Origin of the sequence: Alteromonas sp. Cnat2-8, from assembly GCF_022348355.1 — a bacterium.
GTDB lineage: Bacteria > Pseudomonadota > Gammaproteobacteria > Enterobacterales > Alteromonadaceae > Alteromonas > Alteromonas macleodii.
Map to the genome: position 1 here is coordinate 48,837 of NZ_JAKREX010000007.1, position 12,990 is coordinate 61,826.

Below are 12,990 nucleotides of genomic sequence, written 5' to 3' on the forward strand. Positions count from 1 at the left end.
TGTGCTTCCTGTTCCTTGCTTAGCTAGAACAATTCGACTTCCCCAGCGTCCATAGATGTTGCAGACACAGGGTTGTGGTCATTTTTCCCTTTCGCAGCGAGTCCTTTTTGGTACTCGTTTAATGCACTGACGAAACGCTCGATATTGTTGACATCTAACGTTGCCAACTGCTCTAAAATGAACTTGATCATATCTTGGGTATACTGAATGTGTTGGCCGTTGATATCGCCAAACTGCATACCCCGAATGGCCGCATTTATCGACTCGTCAAGCTGAGAGCCAATGTCTTCAATCTGTTTAGTGGTTACAAGGTCAGCCTCCGCTTTCTTGATAATCTCAGACAACTGCTCACTAATATGTGATTTAGCATTAACCACCTGAGAAATATCCTGAGACGCTACAAATTCAGCAGTGTCTGTGAGCTTATCTACCAGACTTCTTATGTTCTCGACCTGGGTTTTAATCACATCACTAAACTGAGTGGAGCGAGTTGAGAGCGCCCTGACTTCATCAGCAACAACAGCGAAGCCACGACCAGCCTCACCTGCTCGCGCCGCCTCTATAGCCGCATTCAAAGCAAGTAAATTAGTTTGTGCAGCGATGTCATCAATACCACTCAGTGCTTCAATTACCGTAGGCATGGCCTGTTGAATGGTTTGCACTTGCTCCATTAGGTGCTTTGTCGACGACGACATCTGTTCTGTAGAATCAATGAATTGCGTTAGTGTTCCATCGGTTTCGCGGGCGAAATTGCGCATTCGGTCGGAGTAAGACTGCGTATGCGCTTCGTCCACACTTAGCAGATCTTCAATACACTCAATTTGTTGAGAAACTAGTGATTTCAAACTGCTAAAGGCGTGAGACAAAGTTTCTACTGCGTCATCCTGCGTTGATTTGATGTCCGATAAATTGGCGTCACAAGTGCCAAGTGAAACACTTAACCCCTCACTGGCTTTTTCAATATCAGCATTTCTGCTTGTCGCCATATCCGCAGCACTATTCTCTGTCGGGTATATCTCGTCGCTTTCTCTGTTATTTTTTGAGTGAATGAGGGCACAAATCACCACTGCGCCGGTTAGCACAGCGAGAGCGGCTAACGCCGATACTGAAAAGTAGAGCACCCACGAAGCGATAACTCCAATACCTGAAATAGCAAATATGGTGTTTACTGCGCTCTGCTGATTTGAAGATGTGTTGTTAGCTGACAAAAAACTCTCCTTGAGAATTACGCGCGGCTTAGTTTCACCCTGAACATTCAACTGCCGGTTGCTTCTTTTAGACAAAGGCAGTTGAACGAAGCAGCTAGCTTCCTATCATTATTAACAGTTCGAAGTTTCTCACTCCGCTTAAAATCACAGGTGTTAAGCCAAAAACTATCTCTTTAAAACACAGAGCAATGGCGCGTTACCTCTTTTAAAAAGTAACAACGTTATATTTCGCTGCGTTTTTAACATATGAAGTAAGCGTAGTACCCATTTTGAAAAGTAGGCAAGAACATGCATAAGTTTTTTATTAAAAAAGCGTTTTTTGGCTTTAACTGCGCCTAAAAAGCGCAAACTAGTTCTTATCAGGCTTGTTTTCAGAGTATTTGGCGTAATTCCACTATGCGACAAGTGCGCGACTATGCAGGTTGCTCTTTCTGAAATCGAAACATTCATGTGCGACTATGGTGCACACCACTCCCTAGTAATTTATCCATACATGCCATTAATTATTTTTGATCTCGACAACTGCATAGCTCCGGGCAATAGTGTAGGTGAAGACATATTGCTACCTCTATTCGATGTCATCGAGTCAGATAAGAGTAACGATTTAACTCCCTCTATGAGACAAGAAATGCGTTTGGATTTTTGGCGTAAACCTTTGGACTATATTGTTGAAAAATATAAGTTCTCTGAGCATTCAAAATCTGCGAGTTATGCTTACTTTTCGCAGTTGAGTATTGCGCACCCTATAGAAGGCTATGAAGACACTCATTTAGTTAATGCGTTTGAAGGGGTGAAGCTACTTGTAACTTCTGGATTCCAAAAATTTCAACATTCGAAAATTCGCCAATTAGGCGTTGAAGATGCTTTTGAAGACATTTACTACGATGACCCAGGTAACCCGCCTAGAAAAGGCAAAGCATTCTACTTCGACATTATTGCCAAAAAATATAATACAGCTCCGAGTGAGGTATGGGTTATTGGAGACAGTGAGGAGTCAGAAATTAGTGCGGGTAATAGTTTAGGTATGAAAACGGTTCAAATACTTCGACCGGGCGTTAAAAAGTCACCAAAGGCACAATTCCATGTGTCTTCGCTTCAAGAGTTTTTAAGTTTGGTACAGATGTCTTAGCGCCTGTTGGACTAGGTCTGCGATTAGCGCTAGAAAAGACATAAAGCGGAAACAAAAAAGCCCCGCATTTCTGCAAGTGCTTAAATAATGGTGCCTCGACCCGGGATTGAACCAGGGACACGCGAATTTTCAATCCAAAATTGAAAGTAAAATCAAAATATTGATTTATATACACTTTAAATCATAAACCTTCCAAATAAATCCCTAATTAAATGCTCTGAAAACCGCATAACTTCATCTTCCTGTTATGCGTTATTGGAAAAAGTTTTAAGGGGAATTAATCGCATGAATTTTCACTGGGGCTAAAAAGCAAAAAACCGAGCTTCAAGTCGGGTTTTAGATATCAGTCAATTTTCGCAAGACGACCAATCAAATTTCAGTTTCATACTAGCTGAGGGGAATCCTTACATACGACTCAGAGTGCGACGCGCACCGCGACACTCTGAGTTCGCAATTCAGAGGCGCTTACACACTAGTGGGCAACGGGGAACCAACCACGGCCACCACATAAAAACGGCGCGGCAGTCTAGTCAACAGACGGGGGTTAAAGTAAGCGCAGTTCGTCATAGGTGTGTCTCTCCAACGCGTAAGGGGGGCAAGAACCTAGCAGGTTCTACCAATAGTGGAGAGCAATGCGGACTATCCTAAAATCTTTTGGTTGCAGGAGGTCGAGCCTATCTTGGAGCGCAGCGAAAAGATAGGCTTGACTGCTAATCCAAAGGAGTCTTAGCTTCGTAAAGCCGCATTGAAGACTATACTCCCTCTATGAAGCATCTTTAATATCATTCATTGCGGCTACAACGGTTTCAATCTTGAGGAACATCAGAGTCAATTCGAAGTCACCAACTGTCTGTTGGCCGATAGACACCATCCCGAGCTTTTGGTAAAAGCCTAAGGCTCTAGGGTGGGACCATAACGCTATGCCCGCTAAGCCAGCTTCTTCACTAATAATTGCTGCACTTTTAAATGCTTCTGCTAACAGATCTCTTCCAATACCCATCCCTTGATGCGAACTATCCGTAGCAATTTGATCTATCATCAATACGGGAACTTGGTTTGGATGGCTTCCCATTTGCACAAACCAGTCTTTTTCAAGGCTGTGTACTTGCAGAGTAATATACCCAACTACTTTACCGCTGTTTAAGGCAACATGGCCTCTAATTAAATTCTTCTGTACTTTTTTCGCACAACTCTTTTTTAAGAATTCGTTAAGGAATTTGTCACCGCAGTCAAATTCCTTCGTCATGCTTTTTTCAAGTTTTACTTTTGTTAGCGGCAAAATTGCCAACTGGCTTGCTTCGGGCATATTGTTATTACCTTCTTTTCATTAAGGCCCTCAGTTCAGCAGTTGGTTCGGCAGGTTTAGCCATAGCTCTATCTAATGCATCCCAGGAGTCACGCGTTAATCTAGTAACATGGCTAGATTCAATAACCTGTTGAGCTTTTTCTTGAGCAATTGACAACATAAACGCTGTCAGACTAATTCCTTTTAAATCTGCCGCCATTTCCAAAACTTGCTTTACTGTTGGCGTAGTTTTAAGTTCTATACGCGCTGGCTTCTCAGTACCAAACGGTTTCTCAAATTCTTTATTTGCTATTGCACTCATATTTACTAATCCTATTTACTTTTGATTTAAGTCATAAATACCTCCAAGGACTATGTACCCATTACAAGTACTTCTATTAAATTCATCATGGTTAATCTCCGCTTTTTAGTTAATTAAAATGATTTTTTTCAGTTAATTATGAATATTTTTAGTAATTTTCTATTATTTTTAAAATCCGTACAATTTACGGATTTTTAGATAATAATACAAACACCTACAACATGTCAACATTCCGTACTATGTACGTCTTAATCCACACTGAGACACTGATTACGTATAACTCGAGGGAATCCACATCTATGGGCGTTGGTAGATTCAACCAACAACCTCAAATCTATTGCTGGAGCACAGGCTGTCGAAAGAAATGACAATTTAAGTATCCTGTACTAGAATCGCCTAGTCGTTAGTTGCTCTAACTGCTGCGTTTATTTAATCCAGCATATTGTTGATGCTTCGGTAACCTTGCCATTAGGTAACTTTCTATATAACAGGCCCTCATCCGATACCAAACTGAAACATACAAGTATGCCTACGATGACTCTATCTACTTTTTTAAGGTGAATTGTGAGGGATAATTTAAAACCCTTTTTGTTTCTCTTACCCATGTCGGCTTTACTCCACTATTTGTTAACCGACTCCTATTGTACACACGTTTTTATACCCCCTTGTCCATTAGCCTCCCTAAATTTCTTTCTTAAATGCCTAATGACAGCATTAAATTATGTTACGGGAGGTCTTTATCAATAATTTCATGTTATTGCCACATCGCTACAAGTATTGAAGAAAAGTATTATCCCATTTGTGAACCTCAGCCCATTGAAATAATTCGCGTCAAAGTTGGGTAAGCAGGCATCGTACGGTGTGACTTAGTGCCTTAACAAGAAAGACTAGTCGTGCGAAGGCGTTTTTGAGAAGTTTTAAGAATCGAGTGTTTCTCTGTTCATTCAGAAGTCTGAAGTCAAAGCTGTTGAGAGGAAGTTGAAAGGATCCAAATGTACACTGGCGATGGATTTCACAGCATTTGGCATAATTGGATGGTGAAAGCGCTAGATAAAGAACTCTTATCGGAAAGGTTTCAAGAACGAGACATTCGTAAGAATACAGCAAGTGAAGTCGAGCTTGAGCATACACAATTGCTCTTGGGCCATGATAGTGTTAAGACAACTATCCGAAACTATAGATTGCTGCCCATTAAGGTAAAGCTTTCTAAATAGTTTTTGGAAAAACCGGATTTATTTGGAAACTAGGGACTGGCTGGCAGATACAAAAAAGCCCCGCATTTTCATGCAGGGCTTTCTGAATAATGGTGCCTCGACCCGGGATCGAACCAGGGACACGCGGATTTTCAATCCGCTGCTCTACCAACTGAGCTATCGAGGCTGAAACTTGTTAGCGTTCTAGGCATTTACTGCCTGTCCTGCTGTGGGTGCGTATTAAACGGTTTTCGCCTTCACAAGTCAACCGTTTTTCTCGCTTTTTTTGCGCTTTTATTACTGTTTGCGCATTGTTTGCTCAAAAAACGCTTTTTTGCTTATTTTTCAGGCGGAACGTAGCCTTCAATCGTAGGCTCTACGTCGTCAAACAAGTATGCCGACATCTTTTCTTCTAAAAACTTACGGGCATTCGGTTCCATCATATTCAACTTGTGTTCGTTAATTAGCATAGTTTGCTTTTTCTGCCATTCGGCCCATGCTTCTTTAGAAATGTTGTCGAAAATATGCTTACCCAGCTCCCCCGGGTAAAGTTGGAAATCTAAGCCGTCAGCTTCTTTTTGAAGCTTGCGACAAAATACCGTTCTTGCCATGTTATTTCCTTTCGTTCGCTATCTGCTTAGCAAAAAATATTGCGTTGGGCTTAGAACGCCTAACGCATTAACTGCTGAATAATCTTGGTTGTAGGTGCCGCCAAACCAACTTCAATAGGCTCGTTCAACGAAAACCAACGAAATGGCGTTTCGGCTACGCGCTTTGTTGGAGCAGAGTTTACCACGGCCACTACTGGGGTGATATCTAAATGAAAATGGCTAAAGGTATGACGGAACCCTTCAAGCGTTCGGGTTTCGTCGACACTGATACCTCGCTTGGCCAACTGCTCAATCCCCTCTTCTATTGAATACACCTCAATAAAACCATATAGGCCACCCCACAGCCCTGTTGAGGGACGCTGCTCTAAATACACTTGGCTGTTAAACTGTGCCACCATCATATAGGTGGATTTCTCCGGTAGCGCCTTTTTCGGCTTCTTACCCGGGTAGTCGGCTTGCGCGCCTTGGGCGTAGGCAATACAGTCGGCTTGAAGCGGGCACTCATCACACTTTGGCTTGCTTCGCGTACAGATCATCGCGCCCAAGTCCATCATCACCTGCGTATAGTTGGCACAACGTCCGCCTTCTGAATTGGTAGGCGTGTTTTTCTCGGCCACTTCCCAAAGCTGATTCTCTACCTTTTTCTGTCCCGGCCACCCGCCGATTGCATAGTATCGGGCCAACACACGCTTCACATTGCCATCTAATATAGGAAAGCGCATATTGCGAGATAGCGAAAGTATCGCCCCAGCGGTAGAGCGCCCTATGCCGGGCAAATCCATGACTTCTTCCAGACTATAGGGAAACTCGCCGTTGTATTTTTCTACCAGCGTATTCGCAGCTTTGTGAAGATTTCTTGCTCTTGCGTAGTAGCCAAGCCCAGTCCAATGATGAAGCACGTCGTCTTGAGAAGCCTTAGCCAAGTCGTGCACGGTGGGAAAAGACGCCATAAAGTGTTTAAAGTAGGGAATTACCGTGGTGACTTGAGTTTGCTGCAGCATTATTTCCGACACCCACACCTTATAAGGCGTAACGTCTTGTTGCCAAGGCAAATGCTTTCGCCCGTGTTTATCAAACCATGCGAGTGCTCGCTCTGCAAAGCTACCTGTATATTGTTGTTCTGTCATAATCGTCTGTATGGGCAGTTACTACCGCTTGGTCGTTTTCTACTTAGCGACCATTCATTAAAAAGCGCGCTATGGTAGCATGTAACTAGCCAGTTTATTGTTAAGGAGCACACGTGTCTGTGCAGCACCCTGTTTTATTTTTTCCCGGTACGCTCTGTGACGAGCGCGTATTTCTACCGCTTTGGCGCGAACTAAATATTGCACAACGTCGTTATGTACCGCTTCAATGGGCAGCATCGCTAGAAGAAATGCTGGCATTAAGTGAAGATCGTATTCTTGATAACGAAAAAGTGCACCTTGTGGGTTATTCGATGGGCGGGTTTATAGCTGCATTAGTAGCACAGCGCAACCCTGCCAATATTGCTTCGCTAACCTTAATCGGTTACAACCCAGAAGGGTTATCAAAAGAAGAAATTGCAAAGCGCAAGCAGCTTACTACTATGCTCAAGCAAGGTAACTTTAAGCCCGACAACGACGCTTATCTTTCGCGATTTATCCACCCTTCCCGCTTAGCGGATGAAAACGTGGCTGGTGTTGTAAAATCGATGGCGCAGGATTTAGGTAAAACAACGTTACTCAACCACACGCTAGCAACCACACCACGAGAAAGTACCGTTAAAGCGCTCGCAAAGATCAACGCGTCAGTAACGTTTATTACTGCCCAGCAAGACGCCATTGCACCAGCAGAAACAATTAAGCAGCTAAAAAATGTACTACCCAAAGCGACGTTCCACACCATTAGTGACGCCGGGCATATGGTAGTACTTGAGAAAACTGACGCCGTAGCGTCTATTATTGCGAAACAAATTGGCGTATAAAATTACAGCATTTTTGCCACGATAGCGTTGCATAAGCCGTGGGTAAGTGGATAATGCGCCACCATAAAATTGGGTAAGAAAGGCATTGCAAATGAGGCAATTCAAAAGTCAGGCGGAAGCAGAAGCCGCTGGAGTATACGTAAGCAAGGTAAAAAGCTTCGTGAAACGCGAAGGTAGACTTACTAAAGCACAAGAAAAAGCGCTAGAAGATCACTGGCCAACCAAGGGCATTGACTACGCTGAAACACCGTTATCGTTGTCAGAAATTTTTGGCCGAAGTGCGCCTGTTGTTGTAGAAATTGGCTTCGGTATGGGCAAGTCATTGGTTGAAATGGCCGCAAACGCACCTGAGAAAGACTTTATCGGCATTGAAGTTCACCGTCCAGGCGTTGGCGCATGCTTAGCTGAAGCAAGCGAACAAGGCGTCGAGAACTTGCGTGTAATGGACCATGATGCAGTAGAAGTGCTTAAGAATATGATCCCAGACGGTTCGTTGTCTCGCCTACAGCTATTTTTCCCAGACCCTTGGCACAAGAAGCGTCACCACAAACGCCGTATTGTTCAGCCTGAATTTGTTGAGCTGGTTCGCACCAAATTAGCTATTGGCGGTTGTTTTCATATGGCGACGGATTGGGAGCAATATGCTGAGCACATGTTAGACGTTATGATCAATGCCGACGGTTACACTAATACTGCACCTGACGGCGACTATGTACCTCGTCCAGACTACCGCCCAATTACTAAGTTTGAAACCCGTGGCCAAAAATTAGGTCATGGCGTTTGGGATCTAATTTTCGAGCGTACTAAGTAATGATTTTATCTCCTCAAAGCCAACTGTTAGAACGTAATATCGCGCTTTTCGACGAAGGTCAGTGGGCATTTATCAACCCTTCTGATGCGTATTTTCTGGACGGTCTTAAATCGCAAGAAGTCACGGTAATTCACCAATATTTCGATATTTTTTCAGAGTGCGTAAGAGTCGTACCCTCGGTATCGTTTGATAGCCGAGATATTACGCGCACAGGTTTTGAGGTGACGCAAAAAGTCGGAAATCATACTCATATATTTACGCCTTTCGTTGCACTAGAGAAATCTCACACTGACGTGATGATTTTCTTACCCAAAGCAAAAACCCATTTTCAGATGCTATTGCGAATGGCAGCCAGCATGGTGGGCCAAAATGGTCGTATTCACGTGGTGGGTGAAAATAAGGGCGGTATAAAAAGTGCTGCTAAGTTGATGGACCAATACGGCCCAACCCAAAAGGTTGATTCTGCTCGCCACTGCAGTCTTATCACCGTTTTAGTTGAAGAGCCACATCTTGCCTTTGAACCGGATGCATGGCTTGACATGAATACGTATCACGTTGAGGGCACGGCTTGGCAAGTGGCCTCTATGCCTGGCGTATTCAGCTACAAGGAACTGGATGCGGGAACTGAGCTTTTACTAGAAAAACTCTCAACATCATTGAGTGGTGAAATTCTGGATTTCGCATGCGGCGCTGGCGTGATTGCCAGTTATATAATGCTTAAGTATCCGCATTTGAAGCTTCATCTTACTGATGTTAGCGCACTTGCAGTTTACTGTAGTGCACTCACCCTAGCAGACAACGGATTATCAGCAACACTCTATGCTGCAGATGGATTGCACGGTTTTACCCAAAAAGTACAGCATATTGTCACCAACCCGCCATTTCATACTGGCATTAAAACTGACTACACCATCACTAAGCGCTTTATTTCTGACGCTAAAGCAAGCTTAAGTCGTGGCGGCACTATGCAGATGGTGGCAAACCGATTCTTACCCTACCCAGGTTTACTCGCTGAGCACTTCCAAACGGTCTATACCACAGCACAAACGTCGCAATTTTCTGTTTATCAAGCGGCTTTGTAATTAAAAAAACCATTAGCTTGTGCTAATTTAGCTTTTCTACCTGTTGCTCATGCCATTGCGTACTCCACGCAATGGCATACGGCGCTTTTTCCGTACACTATATTTAAGCATTACAAGTGCACTGCACGTTACGCTCTGGGGGATCACCTGTGAATATTGTATTTGCTATTTCAGAAGTTGAAGAATTGGTAAAAACCGGCGGCCTTGCAGACGTTGGAAAAGCACTCCCACTCGCGCTTGATACCTTGGGCGAAAGCATCACCATTGTTATGCCTTATTACCAAGTACTGGCTGAACAGTTGAACCTACCAACTGTAACCGAGCAACAAACCCTGTTTACTGAAGGTCAGGTGTACCATTTTGATATTCGCTACATGCAATGGCACGGTATTCCTATTTACTTTGTAGACTCGCCCGAATACTTTATGCGTGAAGGGCTATACGCCAACGCATTTGAGGCCTATGAAGACAATGGTGAGCGCTTTAGCTTTTTCAGTGGCGCCGTACTTCAAACGCTAAAAGCTATTGATAAAAAGCCTGACATTATTCACTGTCACGACTGGCATGCGGCCATGCTGCCGTTTTTACTTACCCACGACAAATCTGGGTATTTTGACGGTACTAAAACCATATTCACTATTCATAACGCGGCTTTTCAAGGCGTGCATAAGCTTGAGAGCATTCCCTTTCTTCGCCATCATCCAAACATTCTGGCGCAAGTGCACGGCGGTTACATCAATATGCTGCAAAGCGGAATTGAGTTTGCCACGAAAGTGACAACCGTAAGCCCTAACTATGCGAGCGAGTTACTTACTGACCTAGGTAGTCATGGCCTGCACGAGCGGCTTGTAAATCGTCAAGCCGACTTAAGCGGTATTCTTAACGGATGTGACTACACGCAGTGGAACCCCGAGACAGATACATTCCTACCTGAGAATTACAGTGTAGAGAATCTTCATCCAAAGACCGCATGTAAACGAGCATTACAGGAGAAGTCGGGATTACCTGAGAATGGCAACGTACCGCTTATTGGAATGGTGTGCCGGCTGACTGAACAAAAAGGCTTTGGCTACATACTGCCCATTTTGGACGATTTAATTAAGCACAATGTTCAAATGGTAATTGTGGGCACGGGCGACCCTAAAGTGTGTATGGACCTTGGCGAATTCGCTCAACAACACCCTGACCAATTCGCGTTTATAAATGGGTTTAGTTCCGAACATGCCCATTTGGTAGAAGCCGGCGCTGATTTCTTCCTAATGCCTTCTCAATTTGAGCCGTGCGGATTGAACCAGATGTACAGCTTAGCTTATGGAACCATCCCCATCGTACGTTCGGTAGGCGGACTCAAAGACACGGTTATCGATTACAGCAACGATAGCGAAGGTACGGGTTTTGTGTTTGATGATCCTACGCCATATGCACTGCTATCTTGCATTCGTCGAGCTCTGCTGGCGTTCTACGAAGATGCCGGAAAATTCAGGGCGATGCAGCAACGTGGAATGCGAACGCGATTCACATGGGAAGCAGCGGCGAAGAATTACCAGCAACTATACGTTTCAACCCTCAACTAAAGGGCTTTGCGTACATTAATTATTGTTTATGGGCGTCTTCCTTTTTGCGCATTTTTGCGCCACTATGAATATATGGAAGACGCGAATGGACAATACGCAAAACGGATATGACGGATAAAGTAGTCAAGCTTACGATTAAAAGCCTTTTCATTTGGGTGGTAATGTCAATTACTACGTTTTCGCTTGCAGTGTTATCCAGTCTTGCCGTCTACACGCAAATTAAAACCTACCGTCATGAACTTGAGTCTAACGCACTCATGTTGGCCAAGTTGGTCGCAAGCAGTTCAGCTATGTATCTTTATGACGAAACGCCAGAGCGCATTGAACTTGCCCTAAGTAACCTTGCTGCCGCCGACCATGTTTTAAATGCCCATGTTTACAAAGCGCAAAGCGGTAACCTAGAGCCCCAGATTTTCGCCTCTTATAACAAGGAAGGCCAGTTATTGTTAGGAGGCAAGGAAAATCAACTGGCGTCCATGTTTATGACACCTCAATTGGCCGACAATGGTCAATACCTTGAATTAAGTGCAAAAGTCTTCGACACTGAGACGAACATTCAGTTGGGCTGGATTTATTTACGAATTTCCTCAGAGAATTTTAACCAGCTTGTTGGAAAGTCGATTTGGCTTAATTTGGCAGTAGCCTTGGCGCTATTGGCTATTAGCTTTTACTTTGCAGTGCGTATGCAGCGTATTGTAACTGGCCCCGTTGAGGACATTGCCAACTTCTTGCAGCGTACTTCACGACAACGTGATTATTCAGCCCGTGCCAGCGGCTCCACCATTAGAGAACTCGATATCTTGGCTGACGCCGTGAATGTGATGCTGTTTCGCATGCAAGAGTACATGCAAAAGCAACGACAGGCGGAGGAGCAACATAGAAAGCTCAATGCCAGCCTAGAAGATATGGTAAGTCACCGAACCACCGCCCTTAAGGATGCAAACCAGGAACTTATTCAAACGTTAGAAAAGCTACATCAGTTCCAGCGTCAAATTGTACAGAATGAAAAAATGGCCTCGCTTGGTGATATGGTTGCGGGCGTTGCGCACGAGGTAAATACTCCGATAGGTTTAGGCGTTACTGCGTCGACAATGATGTTAGACAGGTTAGCGGTTATTCAAAAAGACTTTGAAAATAAGACGCTGAAAGCCAGTGCAATGAAACGCTTTTTGGATGAAAGTAACGAAAACCTCAACATTATTTACCGCAATTTGAACAGAGCTGCCGAACTTATTAGCAGTTTTAAGCAGGTTGCTGTAGATCAAACCTCAGAATCTAGCCGAAGTTTTTGCGTTGTACAGCTAGTTAATGAGATACTATTGTCATTGCAGCCTCGACTCAAAAAATTAAAACACAACATCAACGTAGATTGCGACCCTACCCTTAGCGTTGAAACGAAGGCTGGCCCAATAAATCAAATCTTGATTAATTTAATCATGAATTCGGTTATTCATGGGTTTGAAACCATGGATGAAGGCACTATTGATATTCGTGCCGAAATGGTGAGTAGCAATAAGCTCAAGCTTGTTTATACCGATAACGGAAAAGGCATTTCCCCAGAAATTCGCAAACGGATATTTGACCCCTTTGTCACTACGAAGCGTGGGCAAGGTGGTTCCGGATTGGGAATGCACTTGGTATACAACTTAGTAACGCAAGCCCTTAATGGTTCAATATCGATTACCAGTGAGGAAGGCAACGGCGTAGAATTTGTAATTATCTTCCCCGTTGTTAATGCGAAAACGTCAGAATAGTTGTATAAAGTATGAACTTTTCTTGATTTTTATTGGCTAACCCCAATACCTTAACAGTAAGAATATTCACAAGTTG

The 12,990-nt window shown here is 43.8% G+C and carries 12 protein-coding genes and 1 tRNA gene; 7 read left to right on the forward strand and 6 right to left on the reverse strand.

Translation table 11 applies throughout. The features are described from left to right. Window positions 1-23: 23 nt before the first annotated feature. Window positions 24-1,208, reverse strand: a complete 1,185-nt coding sequence (locus MHN00_RS17995; RefSeq protein ID WP_061439154.1) for a methyl-accepting chemotaxis protein — start codon at window positions 1,206-1,208, stop codon at window positions 24-26. Window positions 1,209-1,623: 415 nt separating this feature from the next. Here MHN00_RS17995 and MHN00_RS18000 point away from each other — a divergent pair, with 415 nt between their 5' ends. Continuing rightward, the gene (locus tag MHN00_RS18000; RefSeq protein ID WP_239302002.1) at window positions 1,624-2,337 is read left to right on the forward strand and encodes an HAD family hydrolase; all 714 of its coding nucleotides are present in this window, start codon (window positions 1,624-1,626) and stop codon (window positions 2,335-2,337) included. A gap of 763 nt (window positions 2,338-3,100) precedes the next feature. Here MHN00_RS18000 and MHN00_RS18005 read toward each other — a convergent pair. Together MHN00_RS18005 and MHN00_RS18010 are read right to left on the reverse strand one after the other, a co-directional pair. Next, window positions 3,101-3,643 (reverse strand): GNAT family N-acetyltransferase, encoded by a 543-nt coding sequence (locus MHN00_RS18005; protein WP_171336915.1) that lies wholly within the window; start codon window positions 3,641-3,643, stop codon window positions 3,101-3,103. 7 nt (window positions 3,644-3,650) lie between these two features. Then, the gene (locus MHN00_RS18010) at window positions 3,651-3,944 is read right to left on the reverse strand and encodes a DUF1778 domain-containing protein (RefSeq protein ID WP_014996979.1); all 294 of its coding nucleotides are present in this window, start codon (window positions 3,942-3,944) and stop codon (window positions 3,651-3,653) included. Between the two features lie 992 nt (window positions 3,945-4,936). On the opposite strand from MHN00_RS18010, the gene MHN00_RS18015 reads away from it, so the two are divergent. Beyond that, window positions 4,937-5,158, forward strand: a complete 222-nt coding sequence (locus tag MHN00_RS18015; RefSeq protein ID WP_239302004.1) for a hypothetical protein — start codon at window positions 4,937-4,939, stop codon at window positions 5,156-5,158. 90 nt (window positions 5,159-5,248) lie between these two features. On the opposite strand, the gene MHN00_RS18020 is transcribed toward MHN00_RS18015, so the two are convergent. The 3 genes from MHN00_RS18020 to mutY all read right to left on the reverse strand — a co-directional run bounded on the left by MHN00_RS18020 (window position 5,249) and on the right by mutY (window position 6,875). Further along, window positions 5,249-5,324, reverse strand: a tRNA-Phe gene (locus tag MHN00_RS18020). Between the two features lie 151 nt (window positions 5,325-5,475). Next, a complete protein-coding gene (locus MHN00_RS18025) occupies window positions 5,476-5,748 on the reverse strand; it encodes an oxidative damage protection protein (protein WP_171336916.1) in 273 nt (90 codons plus the stop codon). Between the two features lie 59 nt (window positions 5,749-5,807). Continuing rightward, the gene (gene mutY, locus MHN00_RS18030) at window positions 5,808-6,875 is read right to left on the reverse strand and encodes an A/G-specific adenine glycosylase (protein ID WP_239302006.1); all 1,068 of its coding nucleotides are present in this window, start codon (window positions 6,873-6,875) and stop codon (window positions 5,808-5,810) included. A gap of 113 nt (window positions 6,876-6,988) precedes the next feature. Between mutY and MHN00_RS18035 the strand changes: the two genes are divergently transcribed. The 5 genes from MHN00_RS18035 (at window position 6,989) to MHN00_RS18055 (ending at window position 12,914) form a co-directional block, all read left to right on the forward strand. Further along, entirely contained in the window at window positions 6,989-7,693 is a 705-nt protein-coding gene (locus MHN00_RS18035) for an alpha/beta fold hydrolase (RefSeq protein ID WP_239302008.1), read from the forward strand. 91 nt (window positions 7,694-7,784) lie between these two features. After that, entirely contained in the window at window positions 7,785-8,504 is a 720-nt protein-coding gene (gene trmB / locus MHN00_RS18040; RefSeq protein ID WP_239302009.1) for a tRNA (guanosine(46)-N7)-methyltransferase TrmB, read from the forward strand. Next, on the forward strand, window positions 8,504-9,586 hold the full coding sequence (locus tag MHN00_RS18045; RefSeq protein WP_014947925.1) for a methyltransferase: 1,083 nt from the start codon (window positions 8,504-8,506) through the stop codon (window positions 9,584-9,586). The genes trmB and MHN00_RS18045 overlap by 1 nt, the downstream gene beginning before the upstream one ends. A gap of 149 nt (window positions 9,587-9,735) precedes the next feature. Continuing rightward, window positions 9,736-11,160: a glycogen synthase GlgA gene (gene glgA / locus MHN00_RS18050; RefSeq protein WP_156077761.1), complete on the forward strand. Its 1,425-nt coding sequence runs from the start codon at window positions 9,736-9,738 to the stop codon at window positions 11,158-11,160. Between the two features lie 107 nt (window positions 11,161-11,267). After that, entirely contained in the window at window positions 11,268-12,914 is a 1,647-nt protein-coding gene (locus tag MHN00_RS18055; RefSeq protein ID WP_039236941.1) for a HAMP domain-containing sensor histidine kinase, read from the forward strand. Window positions 12,915-12,990: the final 76 nt, after the last annotated feature.